This window comes from Arthrobacter sp. B055-34, from assembly GCF_059090425.1.
Window position 1 is genome coordinate 1 of record NZ_JBNHFQ010000012.1, and the last position, 23054, is coordinate 23054.

A 23054-nucleotide genomic window follows, 5' to 3' on the forward strand; every position below is an offset into this window, starting at 1 on the left:
GCCCTAGTCGCCGAAGAAGGACTCTGGATCCGCTCCGGATGGGCAGGCAGGCCATGAAACACGCCCGGGTCATACACACTTTTTTGCCTATAAGCCAGCATTGAAGCCCCGCAGTACCCTGCGGGGCTTCAATGCTCTGTACGGTATTCGGCTATGTGGCCCGGTCGCTGGCCGGCTCTTCAGACTTGTCGAGGAAAGCCTTCACTTCGGAGTCATCGGACTTCGTCCAGGTCTCGCCTCCGGCGTCCTGGTCTCCCTGGCGGGTTTCCGGCGTGCGCACGCTTTCCTTTCTGAAGCCCCAACCGAAATCCTTATTCGAGGCGTAGCACATCACGAACCTCCTCTATCTCGGTCCTTTAATCGTCCTCCGGTCAACGGCGGAAGCCAAGTGTCCGACATGCAATTCACTCCACGCGAGTTGCCCAATAGTCTGGTCAAATGAACCCAAGCACCGTGAACTCTGACCAGCAGGTTGATAGGCAGTCCCGCATTCTGGAAGCGGCACTGGACCTGCTGTCGCGGCATGGCATCTCTGGAGTCAACATGCGCGCCGTAGCTCGCGAAGCCGGCGTCGCCTTGGGGCTTGTGAACTATTACTACGAAGACAAGTCGAGTCTGATCCGTGCGGCTTTGCACCGGATCGACGAGGACGACCTTATGCTGGTCGCACCCGACTCGGCGATGACGCCGGACGAACAACTGCGCAAAGCCCTCAGACGCGTTGCCGGCCCGGAATTCCTGAACACGCCATACCTGTCCCTGCGTCTGCACCTTTGGGCGCTCGCGAAAGCCGATGAAGAGTTCGCACTGATCAATGCCGCGGCCTTTGACCGGTATATTGATGGGCTCGCGACTTTGATTGCGAATGCCAAACCAGAGCTTTCGCCCGATAAATGCAGGGAGCGGGCAGCCGACATTGTCGTCATACAAAACGGCATGTGGCTAACGGCGCTCCTCGCCCTGGACGAGGCATCCATCCAAAGGAGCCTCGCCCGCACGGAGGAGATCGCCTTCGCCGCATAGCAGGGCTGCCCTCTTGTAACGGTTGTTTCGCGCCATTATGCACCTTGAACACTTGTTCAAACAAGGTCTTGAACAGATGTTCAACCTCCGCTACTGTGCTACATATGAGTTGGATCACAGTACAAGAAACATTCGAACAAGATGCGGCCGCTACCGCTGCCCCGGGAACTTCGCGGCAGGGACGCGTCATCGGATGGAGCTCCGCAAGCATGCCTGCAGCGCTCTGGCGCCAAGCGGTAAGTAGCACGCCGTCGTGCTTCGGACTCTCGGTCTAGAGCGAGAACTCCACCCTTGCAGAAAACGCACGTACAAGTGATGCCGCTCCATCAAACAGGTATTTTGACCCCTTTTTGGATGTGCTAGGGGCGCGCCGGAACTGATTCCTACTGTTGCCAGCGTCAGGGTTCCGACCCTGATGGGCCATAGCTATCGGCGTGACGCGACCAGCACCAGCTACCGATGCGAGGTACGAGACCAATATGAGCACGCCTCCCGAAATTGTCGAATCCCAGCAGGACGACGCAGACAACAAGCGCCCAGCACCAGACACCGTCCTGCCTTCGTACAAAACCCCGCCCGATCCCGCACCGCGGACGCGGGTGAACAAGACCGTTTTTATCGGCTCGGCAGCAGGTGTCCTCGGCATTGCGCTGTGGGCCATCCTTGACCGTGAATCGGCAGATGCCGTGATCGGCACCGCCGTCACCTGGGTGGGCGAGACGTTCGGCTGGTGGTACTCGCTGATCGTCGTCGCGGTACTCGCGTTCGTCCTCTTTGTAGCTGTATCGAGAGTAGGAAAAACCCGCCTCGGGCCGGACCACTCGCGCCCGACGTTCAACATGTTCACTTGGACGGCGATGCTCTTCGCCGCCGGCATCGGGATCGACCTCATGTTCTTCTCGGTGTCGGAGCCCGTGACACAGTTCTTGGCCCCGCCGGGAGGCGAAGGTTCCACTGTTGAGGCCGCCCGGCAGGCCATGGTCTGGACGTTGTTCCATTACGGCATCCTCGGCTGGGGGCTTTATGCCCTGATGGGCCTGGCACTCGGCTACTTCGCTTACCGGCACAACCTGCCGCTCAGCATCCGCTCCGCGCTGTACCCCATCCTCGGCAAGCGGATCCACGGGCCGCTAGGGCACGCCGTCGATATTGCTGCCTTGCTGGGTGCGATCTTCGGCATCGCTACCAGCCTCGGCATCGGCGTCGCACAGCTCAACTACGGACTCAGCTTCCAGTTCGGCATCCCCGAGAACACCCTCGTGCAGATCGCGCTGATCGCCGTCGCCGTGGTGATGGCGACCGTTTCGGTGCTCACCGGAGTGGAGAAGGGCATCCGCCGGCTGTCGGAGCTCAACATCATCCTGGCCATCGCGCTGATGATCTTCATCCTCGTCACCGGGTCCACACGCTTCCTCTTCGACGGCATCGTGAACAACATCGGTGACACGCTGTCCCGCTTCCCGTCGATGGCGCTGAACACCTTCGCTTATGACCGGCCGGACGAGTGGCTCAACGGCTGGACACTGTTCTTCTGGGCCTGGTGGATCGCCTGGGCTCCCTTCGTGGGGCTGTTCCTGGCCCGCATTTCCCGCGGCCGCACGCTGCGCGAGTTCGTCTTCGGAGTGCTGGTGGTGCCGTTCGGCTTCATCCTGCTGTGGATCTCGATCTTCGGCAACAGCGCCCTCGAGATCGTAATGGGCGGCAACGCCGAGTTCGGCGAAATGGCGATGAGCAACCCGGAACGCGCCTTCTACGGACTGCTCGAGCAGTATCCGATGGCCCCGCTCAGCGCGGCCGTGGCCACCTTCACCGGGCTGCTGTTCTACGTCACGAGTGCAGATTCCGGCGCCCTCGTGATGGCCAACTTCAGCTCGCACCTGAAGGACGCAGACTCGGACAGCCCCAAGTGGCTGCGTGTCTTCTGGGCCGTAGCCACCGGCCTCCTGACGTTGGGAATGCTCCTGGTGGGTGGTGTCCCCACATTGCAGAGCGCCACCGTGATCATGGGGCTGCCGTTCTCCGTGGTGCTGGTCTTCATCATGTTGGGCCTCTACAAGGCGCTGCGACTGGAAACCGCACTGGTGGACAGCTACCAGACAAGCCTGCACTCCGTGCTCAATTCGCGAACGAACGTCCAGGGAGGCGCGGACAGCCGCCGAGGTTGGCGCCAGCGTCTGGCCCGGGCCATGAACTATCCCCGGCACCCTCAGGTCCAGAACTTCGTCTCCACGGTCGCGGTTCCCGCGCTGAACGAGGTGTGTGAGGACCTGCGTGCCCGCGGGCTGAAGGCAACTCTGGAGACCAGTACCGTGGAGGCCTTCGGAATCGATACCGCGGACCTGTGCGTGGAGCTCGACGGCGAGCGCACCTTCAAGTACCAGATCTACCCGGTCCAGCGGAACGTCCCGTCCCACGCCCTGTCCAGCGCCGCGGGCGGGCGGTACTACCGGATCGAAGTGTTCTCCCTTGAGGGCAGCCACGGCTACGACCTCATGGGCTACAGCAAGGACGAGGTCATCGCCGACGTCCTGGACCACTACGAAGTGCATCTCGAGTTCCTGCAGCAGCACTGCGACACCTTGCACTACAGCACCGTCGCCGAAAATGTCCCGCCCAAGGCGGACTGGGAAACCGACTACACCACGGTCGACGAATCCGTCGACGCACCTACAAAGGAGACAACATGACCGATACCGCCTCCACCCTGTTCATCAACGGCGCCTGGGAGCCGGCCGCATCCGGCGCAGTGCGGGAAATCCGCAACCCGGCCGACGGCGAACTGGTCGCCACCGTGTCCGAGGCCGGCAGGCAAGACGCCGAACGCGCCATCGCCGCGGCCCGTGCCGCCTTCGATTCCGGCGTCTGGGCCTCTGTCCCGGCGCCCGAGCGCGGCGCGTTCCTGCTCAAGGTTGCCGCCGGCCTGCGCGAAAGCCGCGAGAAGTTCGCCCGCGCCGAGTCGTTGGACACCGGCAAGCGCATGGCCGAAAGCCGCATCGACATGGACGACATTGCCGCCTGCTTCGAGTATTTCGGGAAGCTCGCCGGGCAGGACGCGGGCCGCGTAGTCGACGCCGGGGACCCCGCCGTCGTTAGCCGGATTGTCCACGAACCGGTGGGGGTTTGCGGCATGATCACGCCGTGGAACTATCCGCTGTTGCAGGCCGCGTGGAAGATCGCGCCCGCGCTGGCCGCCGGCTGCACGTTTGTGCTCAAGCCCTCCGAGCTCACCCCGTCCACGGCCATCCTGACCATGCAACTGCTCCAGGACCTCGGCCTGCCGGACGGCGTCGCCAACCTCGTCACCGGCCCCGGCGCGGAGGCAGGCGCACCGCTCTCGGAACATCCCGACGTCGACCTGGTCTCCTTCACCGGCGGCCTGGAGACCGGCAAGCGCATCGCAGCGGCCGCGGCCGGCACGGTCAAGAAAGTTGCCCTGGAGCTCGGCGGCAAGAACCCCAACGTGGTGTTCGCCGACGCGGACTTCGATGCCGCAGTCGATAATGCGTTGAACGGCGCCTTTGTGCACTCCGGGCAGGTTTGCTCCGCCGGGGCCCGGCTGGTGGTCGAGGAATCGATCGCCGAACGCTTCGTCGACGAGCTGGTCCGCCGCGCCGAAGGCATCCGCCTCGGCGGCCCCTTCGACGAGGCCGCGGAAACCGGGCCGCTGATTTCCGCGGCGCACCGCGAGAAGGTGGACGCGTACGTCCAGCGCGGCGTGCAGGAGGGCGCGCGGCTACGCTGCGGCGGCGCCGCCCCGGACGGTGACAAGTACGACGCCGGGTTCTACTACCAGCCGACAATCCTGGACCGCGTGGAAAGGGGAATGTCCGTCGTCGTCGATGAAGCCTTCGGCCCGGTGGTGACGGTCGAAACCTTCCGCACCGAGGACGAGGCCGTGGCCACCGCCAACGACACGATCTACGGCCTGGCCGGCGCGGTCTGGACCCAGGACGCCGGCAAGGCGCAGCGCGTGGCCGGCCGGCTGCGCCACGGCACCGTCTGGATCAACGACTTCCACCCCTACCTTCCGCAGGCCGAGTGGGGCGGCTTCGGCCAGTCCGGCGTCGGCCGCGAGCTGGGCCCCACCGGCCTGGCCGAGTACCAGGAAGCCAAGCACATCTACCAGAACATCAGCCCGCAGGTGACCGGCTGGTTCGCTGACCACGGCAAGGAGAACTAAATGCACCTCGACAACATCGACAACCTGATCGACCGGGAGTTCGACTACATCGTGATCGGCGGCGGATCCGCCGGCGCCGCCGTCGCGGCCCGGCTGAGCGAAGACCCTGAAGTGAGCGTGGCGCTGGTCGAGGCCGGCCCCGACGACCGCAGCATCCCCGAGGTCCTGCAGCTGGACCGCTGGATGGAGCTGCTCGAATCCGGCTACGACTGGGACTACCCCATCGAGCCGCAGGAGAACGGCAACTCCTTCATGCGGCACTCCCGCGCGAAGGTCATGGGCGGCTGCTCCAGCCACAACTCCTGCATCGCCTTCTGGGCCCCGCGCGAGGACCTGGACGAATGGGAAGCCAAGTACGGCGCCACCGGGTGGAACGCGGAGAACGCCTGGCCGCTGTATCAGCGGCTGGAAACCAACGAGGACGCCGGACCGGCGGCCCCGCACCACGGCGACTCAGGCCCGGTCCACGTCATGAACGTCCCGCCGGCTGACCCGGCCGGCGTCGCCCTCCTGGACGCCTGCGAACAGGCCGGCATCCCGCGGGCCAAGTTCAACAACGGCTCCACAGTGGTCAACGGCGCCAACTTCTTCCAGATAAACCGCCGTGCGGACGGCACCCGCTCCTCCAGCTCCGTCTCCTACATCCACCCGATTATGGAGCGCGAAAACTTCACCCTGCTGACCGGCCTGCGTGCCCGGCAGCTGGTGTTCGACGCCGAGAAGCGCTGCACCGGCGTCGATATTGTGGACTCCGCCTTCGGCCGTACACACCGGCTGACGGCCCGGCAGGAAGTCGTCGTCTCCACCGGCGCCATCGACACGCCGAAACTGCTGATGCTCTCCGGCATCGGCCCCGCCGCGCACCTCGCCGAGCACGGCATTGAGGTCCTGGTCGACTCCCCCGGCGTCGGCGAACACCTACAGGACCACCCCGAAGGCGTCGTCCAGTTCGAGGCCAAGCAGCCCATGGTCCAAACGTCCACCCAATGGTGGGAGATCGGCATCTTCACGCCCACCGAGGAGGGCTTGGACCGCCCTGACCTGATGATGCACTACGGCGCAGTCCCCTTCGACATGAACACCCTGCGGCACGGCTACCCCACCACGGAGAACGGATTCAGTCTCACCCCGAACGTCACGCACGCCCGCTCACGCGGCACCGTCCGCCTGCGCAGCCGCGACTTCCGCGACAAGCCCATGGTGGACCCGCGCTACTTCACCGACCCCGAAGGCCACGACATGCGCGTCATGGTCGCCGGCATCCGCAAGGCCCGCGAAATCGCCGCCCAGCCCGCCATGGCCGGATGGGCCGGCCGCGAGCTGTCCCCGGGCATCGAGGCCCAGACCGACGAGGAACTGCAGGACTACATCCGCAAGACGCACAACACCGTCTACCACCCCGTCGGCACCGTCCGCATGGGCCCGCCCGAGGACGCCATGTCGCCGCTCGACCCCGAGCTGCGCGTCAAGGGCGTCACCGGCCTGCGCGTCGCCGACGCCTCGGTCATGCCCGAACACGTGACGGTCAACCCCAACCTCACCGTCATGATGATCGGCGAGCGCTGCGCCGACCTCATCCGCACCAGCCAAACCCTTCAAACAACGACGGCGGACGCGAACCTCAGCGCGTCCCTCGTCTAAAAAGTTCCCGGCCTGCACGCCAACTGGCGGCCGCCTCCGTCGTCGGAGTGGCCGCCAGTTTCAGTGCGCTGTGGGTGTTAGTGCTCCGCTTCTGCGGCAGCCTTCTTGGCGTTTTTCTCGGCGTCCTTCTCGGCGCGCAGAGTCTCCGTCTCGTGCTGTTCCTCGGCTTTTTCCTGGTGGATGACCTCCGCAAGGAGCTTCTCCATCTCCTTGGCCACGCCGGCGGCTGAAGCCGGGTTCTGGCCGGTCACCAACCGGTCGTCGACCACGACCTTCTCCTCAAAGACATCAGCGGAGACGTGGGTGGCCCCCTGTTCCTCAAGTCGGTCTGCCAAAAAGAACGGGATGACCTTGTCTTTCCCTGCGGCAACCTCCTCCTCGTTGGTGAAGGCGGCCACCCTCCGGCCCTCGACGAGGCGAAGCCCGTTCTCCAATTCCACGTTCAGCAGGCCGGCCGGCCCGTGGCAGACCGCGCCCACCACGCCGCCGGCGTTGTAGACGCTGGCCACCAGATTCTGCAAGCCTTCGCTATCCGGGAAATCCCACATGGTGCCGTGACCTCCCACGAGGTAGACGGCGTCGTACTGACCGGGATCAACAACGTCGACGCGGGCAGTGTTGTAAAGCCCAGCGCGCGTGACCTCGTCCTTCGTGAAGGCAACCTGGATAGGATCTTCCGAGTCCACCTCATCGCGCGGGGGCTGGCCGCCCTGGATGGACGCGAAGTCGACGAAATGCCCGGAATCCTTGAAGACCTTCCAGGGATGTGCCGCCTCGGCCACGTTGTAGCCGGTCTTCTCGCCCGTATCGCCGATCTCGGAAACGCTGGTCAGTACCATGAGGATTTTCTTCATGAAGTGCTCCTATCGTCTAGATTCCACCCTACGCCTAGCCCAGATTCCGGTCCTCCCCGTTTCCTGGAATCGTACCAATTCGTCCGAGTGGAAGCCCACGGCTGGTAGCTGGCACTCGTTCCTCGCGACGGCGGGGAGGGCTCTACCCGCTCCCGGTTCGAGGCGAACAAGAACGTGGCGCAACGACGGCCACGTGGTGCGCCCTGTCCTCGTACGGGTATAGGCGCAAAGCCGGACTTCGGGCTGGGGGAGCGGGAGAATTACGACGCCGGGTGGCGGCTTCCTGTCCGCGGGCAGCAACCGACGCCCATGCCAGCAAGGATGAGGTCTTCGACAAGATCGAGGCTGTCGGCTTCATGGCGCAGGCGGGGTTCGAAGCCTGCGAGAGAGCCTATGGACCGCACCACGACCTCGTCAGCACCGGCCTGCGCATCGCCGACGCCTCGGTCGTGCCCGAGCACGTGACGGTCAACCCCAACCTCACCGTCATGATGATCGGCGAGCGCTGCGCCTACCTCATCCGCGCCAGCCAAACCATTCAAACAACGACGGCGGACGCGAACCTCAGCGCGTCCCTCGTCTAATCGTGTGTGGCGGAAGCGAAGCGTGTCTGTGCCGCGATCTGCATCTACTCGAGCGAGGTGTGTATATTTCAACTCTTAGTGGCGCCCTTTGTGGCGGCTCGGTGTCGCAACCCTCAGGCTGTGATCTTTGAGTTGTCCGTAAAGCGGATTGTGCAGCGGAACAGACCTGCCAGGTTGAGCATGCGTTCTGTCTCAGCCGGGCGGCCTAAGAGAAACTCCTGACGGTGATGCGACCGCTGCTTGCAACTTCAATCCGTCTCGCCAGTATTGCCAAGCGGGACGCCCGGCTCTAGACCGTTCTCTCTCAGATACTCCAGCGCACGCTCGATGGCATCAATCTTCCGCTTCAGCTCTTTGAGGGCCGGCGCTGATTCATCAGAGAACTCATCGAGCCGCTCGTGCTCACGCCGCACCTCGATCTCGGTCTCAACCAGCGTTCTCCAAAGGGCTGTATCTGGCTCTAGGTGTTGCCGTTGCCGCAGAATTGCCGCAGCCAGCCTACGCTCAACAACGGCTTCGAGGGTTTCCGCAGTCGTTCCGGGACTGGCTAGGCTGAATGCGATGCCGCCCCCACCGGCGGTGACGAGGGTGCCCGCAGTTATCAGACCCCCAATCATTCCGCCAGGCCCAAAGCTCGCCAGGGCGCTGGTGATCACTGCGGCTCCGGCAAGACCGGCGCCAGCAGCAAGCGCAAGGCCACCGGTCGCCACGACAATCGCCGCCGTTCCGGCACCTAATGCGCCCCACTTGATCCAGTTCACTCCGCGACCACCGCTCAATGTCTCCTGCGCGCGTTTGGCTGCGAAAAACACATCGGCGCCATACTGGCTTCCCAGTCCCATCTCGGCGGTGAGATTTTTCATGGCATCCTGCCACTTGTCCTTCGAGAGCGAGATCTCGAAGGGTCGAATGACGTTCTCTGCCGCGAGGATCGTTAACAGGACGACGGCCTCGTCCTTCGCGATATGGCTGCTCGGAAGTGGCTCGGGAACAGTCGCGTGTGGATCGGAGAGGTCGAATGCGAGGCGTGCAACCGCTGACGGCATCGCTCTGCCCTCGCAGGCATTTCTCCTCCTAATGTCGTCGACAACCGCCGCTTGCACTTGCCTAAGCGCGCCAGTGAAACGATCCAGTTGATCGCCTTCCAGACTCATCTTCATAAGGTATGCGTACCTCAGCGCCAGAAGAGCGAAGTGTTCCGGGGCGTCCAAAGGGATGTCGAGGCCCGTATTGATATCAGCGAGCTCCGTAGACCTGGACCCGAACAGTGCAAAACCGATGGCCGCGGCCACCGCCTCGTTGGTTAGATACTCGGCCGCATCGTGGACCCGGGGACTTACTTTCGTCTGGATACGAAAATCGATCATCCAAGGGAAGACAGATGACACACCGCGGTGGGCGGCCACAGGGTCGTGGATGTTCCAAAAATTTACCCACCAGGCCAGGTTCGTCGGCGGCTCCTTCAACGTCTCCCGGAGTTTGTCGACGTCGAAGTTTCCGTTCGCCAGGGGGCTCCCGATGGTCAACATGCCGGCAACGTCGAGGCCAACCGGCAAGCGGCGCACGAGGTCGGCAGCGATTACGGAGCCAAGGCTATGACCGACGATCACAAGCCTCCCTGACTCGGGCAGCATCTTAAGGATGCGGTTTAGGACTTGGGCGCGAATTTGAGGATTTTTCATGTAGTTGCGCGCTTGGATGAAGAGAGGCAGCCCGACGACAAAATTGATGACGGCATCTCCGCCGAGGCGTCCATTGCCTTGATCATGACGTCCCAATCTGAACTCCACGGATCCAATGCGACGCTCGAAGTCTCGGCGGTTCTTCTTGGCCGCATCGCGGAGTGGCTGTTTGATCGTCAAGCCTGGCACTGGCTCGTTGTCATCCGAACCCTTTAATGCGTGCGCGTACTTGGGCGCGATAACTCGCACGCCATCCAGATCAGGGTAACCAAGGCGGAGCAGGCTGTCTGTGAGCCCGACTTTCCAGTCGTCATCTCGGTCGCCGTCTCCAACGCCATGCAAAAACAGCAAGATCGGCTCGTTCGACACAAAAACTCCATTCGTCATTGCCCCGTGGGCATGCAGGGCTAAATGCCCGAGGATTCCTGGCAAGCTTAGCGATTCAACTTGGAACTACCTGCGGTGGACTTCCGATGTGTCGGCGAGTCGACGCAGAAGTACCCGTTCGTCTCGACAGGTGGCAAATGTCGACCTAACTCTGTTCTGAGGAGAGGCGGGCTAACACATAACGCAAGGGCGGCCACATGGTGCGCCCTTTCCTTGTATGGGCGTAGGCGCGTAGCCGGACTTCGGGCTCGTCAAGCGGGATGATCACGACGCCGGGGGGCGGCTTCCTATCCGCGGGCAGCAGCCCGACGCCCATGCCGGCAAGGATGAGGTCTTCGACGAGATCAAGGCTGTCGGCTTCGTGGCGCAGACGGGGTTCGAAGCCGGCGAGGGAACCGATGGACCGCACAACGACCTCGTCCGCCCGGTTGCGCGAATTGCCAACCCAGTCCCGGTCACGAAACGCGCTGAAAACCTCCGGGGCGCTGTCGTGGACCGCCTGCATGTCTTGCTCGGGGACGCCCAAGCCCCAAGGCGTGGACCAGAGCGGAAGCCTGTCCAACCGCGGATCCTCCAGCTCCGGGGCGAGGTTGTAGTCGTAGGTCAGCGCGAGGTCCGTCCTGTCTGCCAGGAGCATTTCGAGCGCCTCGGCGGGCTCATGTTCTTGTACGGCGATCCTGAGTGCCGGATGGCTGACCGCGGCCTCCTTGACCGCGGGGATGATGTTCCTGCGGATCGCGGTGGCGAAACCAGCCACGCGGAGGGTGCCCGAGGGCGCGGCCTCCGGGTCAAGATCGGCCCGCGCGGCCTCGACCGCGGCGAGGATAGTGGCGGCGTGCTCGGACAAGCGCCGTCCGGCTGGCGTGAGGCGCACTCCCCTGCCCTCAGGCTCCAGCAGAACCGTGTCCGTCTCGCGGGCGAGCAGCGCGATCTGTTGCGAGACCGTCGAGGTCGTAGTGCCGAGTAGGTCGGCCACTTCCCGCATCGACCCGCTGCGCGAGAGCTCAAGCAGCGTTCGGAGCCGTCGAATATCCACCCCTTAATTGTCCATGTTTTGTGAACGGTATGCACGTGATCATCACGTGGACGTGAATAGAGATTGCGGTTCTACTAGTGGGATGACAACTGCGCTCCGCATCTCCGGCACGACTTCCGGCAGCGCCATGGCGTTCGCCGCCATGTGCTGCGTTCAGATAGGTCTGGCCGTTTCCGTGGGACTCGTCGACCGGCTCGGCGCTGGAGGCGTCGCGTGGCTTCGCCTTGCGTGGGCGGCTGTGATCCTGGTTGCCATCGCACGTCCCTGGCGGATCCGCTTCAGCCCGGTCGCGTTGCGCACCTGCGTCCTGCTCGGCGTCGCCACAGCCGGCATGACCATCCTGTTCATGGCCGCGGCCGAACGGCTGCCCTTGGGCACCGCCGTCGCACTGGAGTTCCTCGGCCCGCTGGGCGTGGCCTTGGTGCGCGGCCGAGGGGTGTCGCGGCTGTGGGCACTCGTAGCCGGAGCAGGCGTCGTCGCGTTGACCGAGCCTTGGCATGGCCAGACCGACGGCGTGGGCGTGCTCTTCGCGCTGGGCGCGGCCCTTTGCTGGGCCGCCTACATCCTGCTGACCCAGTGGGCGGGCGACGCCGCCGAGGGACTGGGCGCTCTGGCAGTGTCCATGCCGGTCGCGGCGCTCGTCGCGACATTCACGGTGGGACCGGAAGCTTTCGCCCACCTCGACTGGCGCCTGCTGCTGGCCGGCGTCGGCCTTGCACTGCTGCTGCCGGTGGTGCCGTTCAGCCTCGAGCTGCTGGCCCTGCGCAGGCTCACCGCCGCGGCCTTTGGCACACTGATGTGCCTGGAACCGGCCATCGGCATGGTCGTCGGCCTCGCCTTCCTAGGCCAGGTTCCCAGTCTCTTCGCGATCCTCGGGATCGCCCTGGTCATCGCCGCCGGCATCGGCGCCACCCGCACAGGAAACCGCCCTCCGGTTGCCTCCAGGCCCGAACCCTGCCCGTCACATAGCCGACTACACCCACCGAATCCGCAGCAGCACACGCCGTATACACAACGCGCTCCCGCCCGATAGGGTCGCCCTAAAGGCACGCGGACCAGTCCGGGAGAGCGCGGTGAAATGACGACGACGTACAGGTACAACGTGGAGATCCTGCACCTGCTGGTGTCGTCGGGCCATGCGTACTTCGGCAGAGCTAACGACGGCGCCGCCAGCGTCCCCACGTCGGACCTCGACCGGGTCGAGGTGGTGGCGGGCAAAGGCATCGTCGGTGACAGGTTCTTCGGCAAGGCAGCGCATATGGATGCAGCCGTCACGCTGATGGCCGTCGAATCCCTCGAAGCCATCGCTGCCGAGCTCGACGTCCCGCCGTTTGACCCGCTTTTGGCTCGCCGCAACGTAGTCCTGCGGGGCGCCCACTTGGCTCCGCTGATCGGCACGGAATTCGCGCTGGAATCCCGTGGGGAAGTGTTACGGCTCCGCGGCGGACGGCATGCCCACCCCTGTGTCTGGATGGACCGGATGCTGGCTCCCGGCACCCACGCCGCTATGCGCGGAAGAGGAGGCCTGCGCTGCCAGCCCTTGTCGGACGGTGCCCTCCACCGCGGGCCTGCGGTTCTGCTCAGCCCAGTGCCGCTCCAGCCTGAACAGGCCGGAAGATCTGCCCGGCTCAGACCCGGGCGACTGCCCTAATGCGCGCTTGCGAGACAGCAGAGCGACCGGTCGCAATTTCAGATGTTCCGTCTCGTGAACCGTGTCCACGATCCATGTATCGGAAGCAGCGTCGTTACACCGGTGAGTGGCTTCAGCTACCGCTGCTCCCGTGAATGGTAACTGAGGGAAACAGCTGCGAAAGCCGGTCCTCCAACGCATCACTCCAAGTGAGAAATGGGACGCTGCAGTTTCCCGCGTTTCCCTGGTTTCCCGATGCGCGGTTACCCCGCCCGCAAAAAAGCCCGTCCAGGTAGCTCAAGTGCTGCATTTGATAGGCCACCTCGTTTACGGGGCACATTGACGATTACTGTGTCCTGGCCCGGTTCGGACATACTCACGGTTAAGGCGAGTGTGTAGGACGAGTTGAAACAGACGAGAGACGTCGTCGAGTTGTGTTTTCGGGTGTTCTTGCAGGTCAGAATCGGGCTGCGACAGATAGGCCCCAGGCATCGGCGGTGAGGTCGGGAGTACACATGGCCGTCCTGGGAGAAAGGCGCAGAACCGAGCCCAAGCAGAGAATCGCAAAGAACTTGATATTCTCGGACGATGGAGCTCGAACGGGACCCGCGCGGTGAACCGGCCACGGACCGCCTGAATTACACGGCCTACCGCTTGGGGCGGGCCCTGGACCGGTTCACGGAGAACCTGGCCCTGGCCCACGGTGTCACGCTGTCCCAGTTCCTCCTGCTCCAGGTCCTCGGGGAGGGCCTGCCGCTGTCCAATGCGCAACTGGGCCGCCGGACTTTCGTCAGTGCCCAGGCGGCGCACCTGGTGGCCAACGAACTCCTGGAGCTGGGTCTGGTGGAACGCGGCAGCCACCCGACGAACCGTAGGATCCGCCTGGTCCAGCTGACCGAGAAGGGCTGGCAGCTGGTCCAGGCCTGCACGGACGAACTCCGCGCGCACGAGAGGCGGCTCACCGATGCGGTGGGGGACGATCTCGGCAACTCGATCGTCGGGGTCCTGGACCGTGCGGCCCGTGAGCTCGCCGGCGGCTACTTTGGTGATGACGAGGCGGAGACGGAAGCAATCTCGCGGCGCCAGATCACCAGCCGCCCGCGTCATGTCCCGTCCCGCCTGGCCGCCGGCCGGCTGCGGTCTCTGGAGAAGTAGTCCTCAGCCGCACCAGCACCGTGCAGGCTAGGTGTATTCCCCACGGACGTTAGTGATATTCGGCGTGGCAGGGTGACGTAAAGAAGACCTCCGGGTGGAGTGGGGCTTGTCTAGAGTCCAGTTCCACAAACGGAGGTCTTCATGTCCCACCCTAACGCCGTTCTCGCTCCCAAGGGACGACTCCAACTGGCCAAATGCGTGGTCGAGGAGGGTTGGACGCTGCAACGCGCCGCGGAACGATTCCAAGTTGCCGTGACTACCGCAGCCCGCTGGGCCAGCCGCTACCGCGACCATGGCGAAGCCGGCATGACCGACCGTTCCAGCCGCCCGCACCGGTCACCGAACCGGATACCCCTGAAGCGCGAACGCCGGATTATCAGCCTCCGGGTGAACCTGCGGTGGGGTCCTGACCGGATCGGCTACCGCCTCGGAATCCAGCCCTCCACCGTCCACCGCGTGCTTTCGCGCTACGGGCTGGCGAAACTCAAATGGCAGGACCGGGCCACCGGCCGCACCGTCCGCCGCTACGAACACGAACATCCTGGTGATCTGGTCCACGTCGATATCAAGAAGCAGGGACGCATCCCCGACGGCGGCGGGCACAAGGTTCTGGGCAGGGCAGCGGGAAAACGGAACAAGACCGGCACCGAAGCCAACCGCCGGCCCGGCTACATGTTCCTGCACAACGCCGTCGATGACTACTCCAGACTGGCCTACGCGGAGATCCTGCCCGATGAGAAGAAGGAAACCGCCGCAGGGTTCTGGGAACGCGCGAACGCCTACTTCGAATCCTGCGGCATCACCGTCAAGTGTGTCCTGACCGACAACGGTTCCTGTTACCGCTCCCACGCCTTCAAAGACGCCCTCGGCAGCGACATCAAACACAAACGCACCCGCCCCTACCGTCCCCAGACCAACGGCAAAGTCGAACGCTTCAACCGCACCATGCTCGAGGAATGGGCCTACGCGAAGCCCTACGCGTCAGAAGCCGAGCGTGTTGCAGCGTTCCCGGCCTGGCTCCATCACTACAATCACCAGCGAGGCCACACCTCGCTCAAAGGTCACACACCCGCCAGCCGCGTACCCAACCTCTCTGGGGAATACAGCTAGGGCGGTCGCGGCGGCCAGGGCCAGGGACACCCGCCCGGAGCTGGCATCGATCACCCAGCCCATCAGCAGGGCACCGAAGGGCACCATGCCGTAGCCGCCCAGAGTCATCCAGGACATCATCCGCCCGATGAATTGCGGTGGCACCGCCTCCTGCGCCGCCGCGTTGATGATCCCCTGGTAGTAGCCGATCCCTACCCCCAGGAGGGGCGCGAACATCAGGAACAGGTTCAGCGTGGGCGCGGCGGCGTTCAGGGCCAGCGTCGCCCCGAATAGGGTGGTGGCCGGAGCCAGGGACCGCACCGTGACCAGCCGGCGCCGGGCTGCGAGGATTCCGCCTGCCACGCCGCCCACGGCGTTCAGGGCGTGCACGGCGCCTACGGCGGCGGCATCCCCGCCGTAACTCAGGTCCACGGTTGAGGTGAGTACCAGCCCGAAGTTCATCGTCAGCAGGGACACCATCACGTTGACCGCCAGCAGGGTGTTGACGTTCCGGTTGCGCTGGAACGGGGCCGATGCCGGCCGGTCGGCTTGTGCGGCCGCCGACGGGTCAGCGTCGCCCGCCTCGGAAGTGCGCGGGTGGAGTGTTGCGGGCCGGATGAGGCGCCGGGAGGCGAAGACCAGCAGGTAGGCGCCGGCGTTGATGAGAATGCACACCGCGGCGCCGAATTCCTGGAAGGCCAGGCCGGCCAGGGCAGGGCCCACCGAACGGGCTGCGGCCAGAGCGATGGTGCTGATGGACGCCGCCTGGGAGAGCCCGGCCTCGCCCACCAGTTCGAAGATAATGGTCTGCGCCGCCACCCGCTCGAAGGCCTGGACGGTCCCGAGCACGCCGACCAGTGCGTAGAGCAGCCACAGCGTCGGCTCCTCGGTGACCACCAGGGCCAGGGCGGCGGTTACGACGGCGGAGGCCAGCGAGGTCACCAGCAGCACCGTGCGGGGCGGCACCCGGTCCACCAGCCGGCCCGCCGTGAGACCGAGCAGGAAGATCGGCAGAAACTGGGCGACAGTGATGCCGCTCAGGGCCTGCCCGCTGCCCATGGCGCCGAGGACCACCAGCTGCAGGGCGAGGTTCTGGAACCAAACCCCTGTGTTGGACACCACCTGCCCGATGAAATACAGGGAAAAGTTCCGCTGCCGGAAGGAGTCCGTCGCACCAGGTGTTTCCGCCACGCCGGTCGGCTCAGACACGGTGCCGGAGGAATTCCGCCATCCGCTCGGGTATGCGGGCCGCCGCGCTCGAGCGCTGGTCGGCATTGTTCGCACGGATCTCCAGCACGGGGATTCCCTCGGCCTCCAGGGCCTCGGTGATGAAACCGCTGCCCGGGGTGTCGTCCGCGACCAGGTGAACCACACCGTCCACGCCATGGCCCAGGGCCTCCTTGACGTACCACTGGGCCGACCACGGCGGCACGTAGAGCTGGTCGGTGATCCCCACGAATCGGGCGGCGAGGGCCCGGACCGGGTCTTCGCCGTAGCGGGCGTAGCCGTCGGCAGCGATGGCCAGGTACATGGACCACACGAAGACGGCCCCGAACTCCTCCTGGAACCGGGTATAGAGACCCAGATCGGACCAGAGCCCCCGGCCGATCCACATCAGCCGCTTCCGCTCGCCCGGGCACACGGCCACACCGTTCGCCACCCGTTCGGCGGTCTCCTCGTAGAGGGACCGGGCGGCGTCCACGGCCCACTGGGTGCCGCGCTGCCACTGGGGCGCCATCACGGCGGGCATGGTGTCGTTGACGAGCACGGGAGTGGGCCGCGCGGAGGCGATCAGGTCACGGGTGCGCCGGTTCCATTCTGCCTGCTCATTGCCCAGGGCCATGATCTGGGCAAGTCGCGTGCGGTCCAGGGTCCGTCCGGTGCGCTCCTCGAGCCAGACGATCAGGTCCTCGATCTCGCCCTGCAGGAGGTCCAGCCGCTCGGAGCCGAAGGCCTGCTCCCAGTCGTGGGGTACCAGCTCCCACCAGTTGTCCGGCACCGGTTCGGCACCGGTGCGGGAGAGCAGGAAGGTCTCGGTGCCGGGCCGGCGGCCCCACTGCTCGAAGATCTTCGCGGTGACATCCCCGCTGCGCTCGGCCACGGCGAAGCGCGGTGCCGGCAGCCCGCCCCAGGGACGGTTTGCGGGATCGAGCTCCTGCTCGCCCAGCGGCATGGCGTCGTACTGCAGGCTGAAGTCCGGCAGCCCTGCCGCCGCCAGCCGCTCCATCGAGGCGGGGCCGGCCCGCTTGGCGGCGATGATCGAGGACCACCACTGGGTGACCACATAGGGGATGTTGAGGGCGCGGAAGACCTCGTGCGGGGCATCGGCGTTCACCAGTGCGATGGGCTCGCCGGCAGCCGCCCGCTGCCGCAACTGCTGGAACCACTCCTTCTGGTGGCGGGTGGCTGCCAGGGCCGCTTGGAGTCGGTACTCGGTCACTGTGCAGCCCTCCTGGCTGGATGGAGTCTGGCGGTGAGATCGGCGGCGGCCTCCGCGGCGCCGTCGGGCGGCACGCGGACGGTCTCGGCCAGCCACGTCCCGGTGCCGGCCAGGGCCCGGCGCTGTTCGGCCAGGTCCCAGACCGGGCCGTCATCGAGGTCCCGGACCAGGGCAACCACCCCGGCGGCCCCGGTGCGCACGAGTTCGGTGAGCAGGTGCCGGGTGCGCTCGGCGGACAGGGAGCGCGCGGCAGAGGGCGGGCGTAGGGCGTGCTGTTCGGCCAGCGACCGGCAGGTGTCTTCGAGCGATGTGGCGTCCACGGTCTCGCCAATCCACGCCGCATCCCCGGCATCGTGGTCCTCACCGACCACCACGGCCCCGGCTGCCTCGAGCTCGGCGTACACGGTGGCGTCCGGATGCGAGCTGCCGGTCACATAGACCGGCACAGTGGCACCGGTCCCGGACGAATACGGCGGCTCGTCCGCTGCGGACAGCAGGTCTGCGATCCGGCCCACGGCCTGGACAGGTGCCGTCTGGGCGGCCAGCCGGTAGGCTTCCAGGGCCGCGGTGCCGCTCAGCGTCCGGGCGCAGCGTCGGTCCCGCAGCTGGGCGAGCGTCCGGCCCAGTGCCGACTCGACCGCCGCAGCCCCGGCCAATGCGGTGGCATCGGCCGGGCGGCCGGTGATGCCGGAGACGAACCAAGCGAGGCGGGCGTACTGGCGGGCCACGAAGCGGCCGCGATGGGCGCCGCCTCCTCGCGGGGCGTCCAGGAGATGGATAGGGAACCGGAGCCGGCCGCGGTCGGAGAGGATGCGCAGGACGTAGAAGAGCCGCAGGTCCGCCATGGAGTCGTTGCAGACCACGACTCCGGCCAGCCCGTCGTGGCGGCCGGAGAGCACGTCGCCGAGGAGGCGGAGGGCCACGGCATCGGCAGCGCCCAGTAACTCGGCAGCCTCCCGTGTGATCTCGCCGCTCCAGGCGCTGTGGAGGCGAACCGGAATCGCCCCGCAGGCCAGGACGAGCTGGCGCGGCACGTCGGCGCCGATGACGCCGATACGGGGCAGGCCGGTGTCATCTCCGTGGGACGCAGGGCCGGGATCTGCCGGGTAGGGTGCCGTCACAGCACGCCGGCGGTGCGCAGGTCTTGGATCCGCGCAGGGCCGTAGCCGAGCTGGGCGAGTACGGTGTCCGTGTGCTCGCCCAGGTATGGGGCCGGGGCGTCCAGGGAGGTGACGCTCTCGGAGAAGACCATCGGCAGGCCGGATCCGTAGAGCCCGTCGAAGTGGCCGAACTTTGGGTGGCTCAAGGGCACTACCTCGCCGCGGGAGACCACCAGCGGATCGCGGACGGCCTCGGCGGTGGTGCGCACCGGCGCCGCGGGGGCGCCGCGGGCGGTGAGTGCCTGGAGCACCTCGGCGAGGGGCTGTTCCGCGGCCCAGCCGGCGATCAACCCGTGCAGGCGGTCGGCATTGGCCACCCGGGCGTCGCGGCTGCCGAAGTCCTCCGACTCCAGGAGGTCCTCCCGCCCGATGGCCTGGAGCACTCCGGCGGCGAACTGGTCGGTCGGGGCGCAGATGGCGAAGTATCCGTCCGCGGCGCGGAAGGTGCCGAAGGGGGCCAGCCGAGGCACATAGTCGCCGGTACGCAGTGGGAAGCCCACGGATTCCAGGGCGTCGAAGGGCTCACAGGCCACCAGCGAGGTCAGGGCTCCGAGCATGGACACGTCCACGTGCTGGCCCTGTCCGGAGTGCTCGGCGTGGAGTACGGCTGCCAGGGTGCCGATGACGGCGAAGAGCGGTGCGGAGAGGTCGCCGATTGGCAGGCCGAAGCGCACGGGCGGCTGGCCTGGCTCGCCGGCTGTCATCATCACGCCGCTGAGGGCCTGGACGATCGTGTCCATGGCCTTGCGGTCCCCGTTGCCGTTGGAGGCGCCGAAGCCGCTGATGGAGGTGTAGACGAGCTTCTCGTTGAGGTGGCGCACGCTGGCGTAGTCGATGCCCAGGCGCCTGGTCACCCCGGCACTGTAGTTCTCTACCAGGATGTCAGCCTCGGTGATGAGGTCGAAGAGCACCTGGCGGCTTTCGGGATGTTTGAGGTTTAGCGTTATGGACTCCTTGCCCCGGCCTCGGAGCATCATGGAGACGGACATGTCCTCATCCGCGGTCCGTCCCAGGCTGATCCCGTCCGCCGTGACGTAGGGGGAGTTGTTGCGGGAGGAGTCCCCGCCGCGGGTGGGGTTCTCCACCTTGATGACCCGGGCGCCGAGGCCGGCCAGCAGCAGCGTCGCGTAGGGGCCGGCCAGCGCGGTCGTCAGGTCGATGATGGTCTTGCCGGCCAGGGGTGCGGTCTCGGTGTTCATTGGGGATGTGCCTCCAGTTTTATGGTCAATCGGTCCCCGTTCCAGGCCAGCACGGTGTCCAGGCCGGCCTCTCGGGTGATGGTCTTCAGGTACTCGCCCACCCGTTCGCCGCCCTCGGTGCGGGTCAGCGGCACGGGTCGGGCGTCGTCGTCGATCCAGCAGGGGATCACTTCCGCCCCCACCCGGCCATCGTCGGCCAGGGTGATGACGGCGATGGCGGTGTTGCGGCTCTCCGGGTGGAACGGGTATTCCGGCATGGCCGGATCGGGTGTGAAGCCGAACAGCCGCACCCGCTCGCGGGCCCAGGCCCGCCGTTCCGGGGAGTCGTCCGGTGCGCCGCCCAAGGCCCGGGTGACAGTGGCGAAGTTGCCCAGGCCGTGGAAGATCGGCCGGCCCCGGTAGGCCTCGATGCCCTTGAGCAGGTGGGCGTGGTGGGCGATGACCGTCACGGCCCCTGCATCGATCGCGGCATGGGCGACCTCGTACTCGTACTGCGTGAGGTCCGCCGGCTGGTGGACCAGCCCCTTGTGCAGTGCCACGACGACGGCAGCGCCCTCGTGCGCGAGTGCCGCCACCCGCTCGGTGAAGGCGGCCAGGGACCGGGGCTCGGCGAAGGTGTAGGTGTGGGGCGGCCCGCCCGGGTTGGCGCCCCGGGGCTCGTAGTGCGTGACGACCTCGATCCAGGCGCAGCCGGCCTTGGCGCTGCCGGCCCAGGACTCCCGGGGGCCGACGCAGTTGACGCTGAGCACCGCGATCCGTCGGCCGCCGTGCTCCACGAGGGCCGGTTCCCAGGCCTCGGCGATGTCGCGTCCGGCACCGGTGGTGCGCAGGCCGCGGTCCCGGCAGTGCCGGCGGGTGTCCTCGATGCCCTCACTGCCGAAGTCGTAGACGTGGTTGCCGGCCAGGGTGAGTACGTGGAATCCTGCGGCGGCCACCGCGTCCAGGGCCGAGGGCGGGGCCGGAAGGGCGGGCACGTCCGTGGACATGGAGACGGTGGAATCGGTGTGTGGGACCTCGAGGTGGCCGATGACCAGGTCGGCGCCGGCCAGGGCCGGGGCCGCGGCGGCGAACAGGGACGTGGCGTCCTCCCGCTCCAGGACCAGGTCCCCGGTGGCCATCAGAGTGGTCATCGCCGTGGTCACCGCCGCTGGTCCTCCTCCGGGCGCTGCCCCTCGGCCTGGCGCTCCTCGTTCTGGCGCTGGGAACGGGCCAGGAAGGCGCGCAGCCGGTCGGTCCTCGGCTCGCGGAAGAATGCCTCGGCCGGGCGGTCCTCGACGACACGGCCGTCGGCCATGAAGACGCAGCGGTCCGCGACCTCGCGGGCGAACTCCATTTCGTGGGTGACGACCACCATGGTCCGGCCGCTGGCGGCCAGTGCCTTCATTGTCTGCAGTACCTCGTCGATCAGTTCCGGGTCCAGCGCACTGGTGGGCTCGTCGAACAACAGGACGCGCGGTTCTACGGCCACGGCGCGGGCGATCGCCACGCGCTGCTGCTGGCCGCCCGAAAGCTGCCGCGGATAGGCGTCGGCCTTGTCCGACAGGCCCACCTTGGCCAGCAGGTCCAGGGCCGCGGCCTTGGCGTGTGCCCGGGCGATGCCGTGGACCGCGATCGGCGCCTCGGTGACGTTCCGCAGCACCGTCCAGTGCGGGAACAGGTTGAACTGCTGGAACACCATGCTCATCCGCCGACGCTGGGCGCGAACCCCGGAGTCGGTCAGCGGTCGCAGGCGCTGGGCGCTCTCGAAGCCCAGGAGCTCACCGTCCAGGTACATGGCCCCGCCGTCGATCTTCTCGAGCTGGTCGATGCACCGCACCAGGGTGGACTTGCCGGAGCCGGAGGGGCCCAGGATGGCCACGACCTCGCCCTCGTTAACGGTCAGGTCGATCCCGTCCAGGGCAAGGTGATCGCCGAAGCGCTTGCGCAGCCCCACGATCTCGAGGACCGGGGCGGTGGTGGCCATTGTCCCTGTCGCGCCGCGTGCGGCGCCGGGATGGGATCCGTTCATGCCTGGTTCTCCTGGTTCCGGTTGTCGATCGGGGTACCGCCCTGACCGGTGTCGGGCCCCGGGGTACCACCGCCCGACGCCGCCGCGCCGCCCGTGGCCTTGGGCGCCGTGCGGGTGGCGCCACGGCTGTAGTAGTCCTCGACCTTGCGCTGGAAGACGGTGAGGACGGAGACGGCTACGAGATACCAGATGACCGCCACGATGAGCATGGGGACCACGTCATAGGTGCGGTTGTAAATGACCTGGACGGCGTGGAGGAGGTCGCCCATCGCGATGACGCTGACCAGGGAGGTGCCCTTGAGGGTGGCGATGACCTGGGAGCCGGTCGGCGGGATGATGACGCGCATGGCCTGCGGCAGCACGACCCGGGTGAAGGCGTGCCAGCGGCTGAAGCCCATGGCCGCGGAGGCATCATGCTGGCCCTGGTCCACGGAGAGGATGCCCGCGCGGATGATCTCCGCCATGTAGGCAGCCTCATGGAGGGAGAGACCGATGATGGCCGCGGTGAGCGGGGTGATCAGGTCGTTTGTGGACCAGCTGAACAGCTCGGGGCCGAACGGCACCCCCACCGAAATCCGCGGGAGCAGGTAGGCGAGGTTGAACCAGAAGATCAGCTGGACGAGGGGCGGGACCCCGCGGAAGAACCCGACGAAGGCTATGCAGGCCATGCGCGCGGGCCAGTAGTCGCTGAGCTGGCCGGCAGCCAGGACCACGCCCAGGGCCGTACCGAGCACCATGGCGACGACCATCAGCAGGATGCTGGTCAGCAGACCGAGCAGTACGCTGGGGTTGAACAGGTACTCGGCCACGATGGGCCATTCGAACCGTTCGTTGGTGACGAGGAACGAGATGATGCCGAACGCCACCAGGGCCAGCAGCGCAGTGCCCAGGATGCGCAGCGGCCTGATCCGGGGGCGGGCCTCGGCCACATCGACGGCATCGATGCGCACGGCGGGTGCGGAAATTGACATACGGTTCTCCGTAAC

At 66.3% G+C, this 23054-nt stretch carries 18 protein-coding genes and 2 pseudogenes; 9 read left to right on the top strand and 11 right to left on the bottom strand.

Annotated features, from left to right (window positions below; genetic code table 11):
• Positions 1-151 precede the first annotated feature (151 nt).
• A complete protein-coding gene (locus AC5RWO_RS18880) occupies positions 152-280 on the bottom strand; it encodes a hypothetical protein (protein ID WP_498733090.1) in 129 nt (42 codons plus the stop codon).
• Between the two features lie 158 nt (positions 281-438).
• Between AC5RWO_RS18880 and AC5RWO_RS18885 the strand changes: the two genes are divergently transcribed.
• The 4 genes from AC5RWO_RS18885 (at position 439) to AC5RWO_RS18900 (ending at position 6844) form a co-directional block, all read left to right on the top strand.
• The gene (locus tag AC5RWO_RS18885; RefSeq protein ID WP_498733091.1) at positions 439-1023 is read left to right on the top strand and encodes a TetR/AcrR family transcriptional regulator; all 585 of its coding nucleotides are present in this window, start codon (positions 439-441) and stop codon (positions 1021-1023) included.
• Positions 1024-1502: 479 nt separating this feature from the next.
• The gene (betT, locus tag AC5RWO_RS18890) at positions 1503-3710 is read left to right on the top strand and encodes a choline BCCT transporter BetT (protein WP_498733093.1); all 2208 of its coding nucleotides are present in this window, start codon (positions 1503-1505) and stop codon (positions 3708-3710) included.
• Entirely contained in the window at positions 3707-5203 is a 1497-nt protein-coding gene (locus AC5RWO_RS18895; protein ID WP_498733095.1) for an aldehyde dehydrogenase family protein, read from the top strand. Before betT ends, AC5RWO_RS18895 begins: the two co-directional genes overlap by 4 nt.
• Complete coding sequence (locus tag AC5RWO_RS18900; RefSeq protein WP_498733097.1) at positions 5204-6844, top strand: GMC family oxidoreductase; 1641 nt, start codon at positions 5204-5206, stop codon at positions 6842-6844.
• Positions 6845-6921: 77 nt separating this feature from the next.
• Here the strand turns inward: AC5RWO_RS18900 and AC5RWO_RS18905 are convergent, their stop codons facing one another.
• The gene (locus AC5RWO_RS18905) at positions 6922-7698 is read right to left on the bottom strand and encodes a type 1 glutamine amidotransferase domain-containing protein (protein WP_498733099.1); all 777 of its coding nucleotides are present in this window, start codon (positions 7696-7698) and stop codon (positions 6922-6924) included.
• Between the two features lie 419 nt (positions 7699-8117).
• On the opposite strand from AC5RWO_RS18905, the pseudogene AC5RWO_RS18910 reads away from it, so the two are divergent.
• Positions 8118-8282: pseudogene (locus tag AC5RWO_RS18910) on the top strand (GMC oxidoreductase); the annotation flags it as partial.
• Positions 8283-8530: 248 nt separating this feature from the next.
• Here AC5RWO_RS18910 and AC5RWO_RS18915 read toward each other — a convergent pair.
• Both AC5RWO_RS18915 and AC5RWO_RS18920 read right to left on the bottom strand, forming a co-directional pair.
• A complete protein-coding gene (locus AC5RWO_RS18915; protein ID WP_498733101.1) occupies positions 8531-10333 on the bottom strand; it encodes an alpha/beta hydrolase family protein in 1803 nt (600 codons plus the stop codon).
• A 163-nt stretch (positions 10334-10496) separates the two neighbouring features.
• Complete coding sequence (locus AC5RWO_RS18920; protein ID WP_498733103.1) at positions 10497-11387, bottom strand: LysR family transcriptional regulator; 891 nt, start codon at positions 11385-11387, stop codon at positions 10497-10499.
• Positions 11388-11469: 82 nt separating this feature from the next.
• On the opposite strand from AC5RWO_RS18920, the gene AC5RWO_RS18925 reads away from it, so the two are divergent.
• The 4 genes from AC5RWO_RS18925 (at position 11470) to AC5RWO_RS18940 (ending at position 15282) form a co-directional block, all read left to right on the top strand.
• Complete coding sequence (locus AC5RWO_RS18925; protein WP_498733105.1) at positions 11470-12420, top strand: EamA family transporter; 951 nt, start codon at positions 11470-11472, stop codon at positions 12418-12420.
• 45 nt (positions 12421-12465) lie between these two features.
• Positions 12466-13038, top strand: a complete 573-nt coding sequence (locus tag AC5RWO_RS18930; protein WP_498733107.1) for an MOSC domain-containing protein — start codon at positions 12466-12468, stop codon at positions 13036-13038.
• A gap of 567 nt (positions 13039-13605) precedes the next feature.
• Positions 13606-14172, top strand: coding sequence for a MarR family winged helix-turn-helix transcriptional regulator (locus AC5RWO_RS18935; RefSeq protein ID WP_498733109.1), 567 nt, complete (start codon positions 13606-13608; stop codon positions 14170-14172).
• A gap of 141 nt (positions 14173-14313) precedes the next feature.
• A complete protein-coding gene (locus AC5RWO_RS18940) occupies positions 14314-15282 on the top strand; it encodes an IS481 family transposase (protein ID WP_498733110.1) in 969 nt (322 codons plus the stop codon).
• A 54-nt stretch (positions 15283-15336) separates the two neighbouring features.
• On the opposite strand, the pseudogene AC5RWO_RS18945 reads toward AC5RWO_RS18940, so the two are convergent.
• From AC5RWO_RS18945 to AC5RWO_RS18975, 7 genes and pseudogenes are all read right to left on the bottom strand, one after another.
• Positions 15337-16536 (bottom strand): annotated as a pseudogene (locus AC5RWO_RS18945) (MFS transporter); the annotation flags it as partial.
• Positions 16463-17701 carry a 2-hydroxyacyl-CoA dehydratase gene (locus AC5RWO_RS18950; protein WP_498733112.1) on the bottom strand — a complete coding sequence of 413 codons (1239 nt, stop codon included), beginning with the start codon at positions 17699-17701 and terminating at the stop codon, positions 16463-16465. The gene AC5RWO_RS18950 and the pseudogene AC5RWO_RS18945, both read right to left, overlap by 74 nt.
• Complete coding sequence (locus tag AC5RWO_RS18955) at positions 17698-18822, bottom strand: 2-hydroxyacyl-CoA dehydratase (RefSeq protein ID WP_498733114.1); 1125 nt, start codon at positions 18820-18822, stop codon at positions 17698-17700. The genes AC5RWO_RS18950 and AC5RWO_RS18955 overlap by 4 nt, the downstream gene beginning before the upstream one ends.
• Entirely contained in the window at positions 18819-20060 is a 1242-nt protein-coding gene (locus AC5RWO_RS18960) for a CaiB/BaiF CoA transferase family protein (protein WP_498733116.1), read from the bottom strand. The genes AC5RWO_RS18955 and AC5RWO_RS18960 overlap by 4 nt, the downstream gene beginning before the upstream one ends.
• Positions 20057-21202, bottom strand: coding sequence for a CapA family protein (locus tag AC5RWO_RS18965; protein WP_498733118.1), 1146 nt, complete (start codon positions 21200-21202; stop codon positions 20057-20059). The genes AC5RWO_RS18960 and AC5RWO_RS18965 overlap by 4 nt, the downstream gene beginning before the upstream one ends.
• Positions 21199-22068, bottom strand: coding sequence for an amino acid ABC transporter ATP-binding protein (locus AC5RWO_RS18970; protein WP_498733120.1), 870 nt, complete (start codon positions 22066-22068; stop codon positions 21199-21201). Before AC5RWO_RS18970 ends, AC5RWO_RS18965 begins: the two co-directional genes overlap by 4 nt.
• Positions 22065-23039: an amino acid ABC transporter permease gene (locus AC5RWO_RS18975; protein WP_498733122.1), complete on the bottom strand. Its 975-nt coding sequence runs from the start codon at positions 23037-23039 to the stop codon at positions 22065-22067. Before AC5RWO_RS18975 ends, AC5RWO_RS18970 begins: the two co-directional genes overlap by 4 nt.
• Positions 23040-23054: the final 15 nt, after the last annotated feature.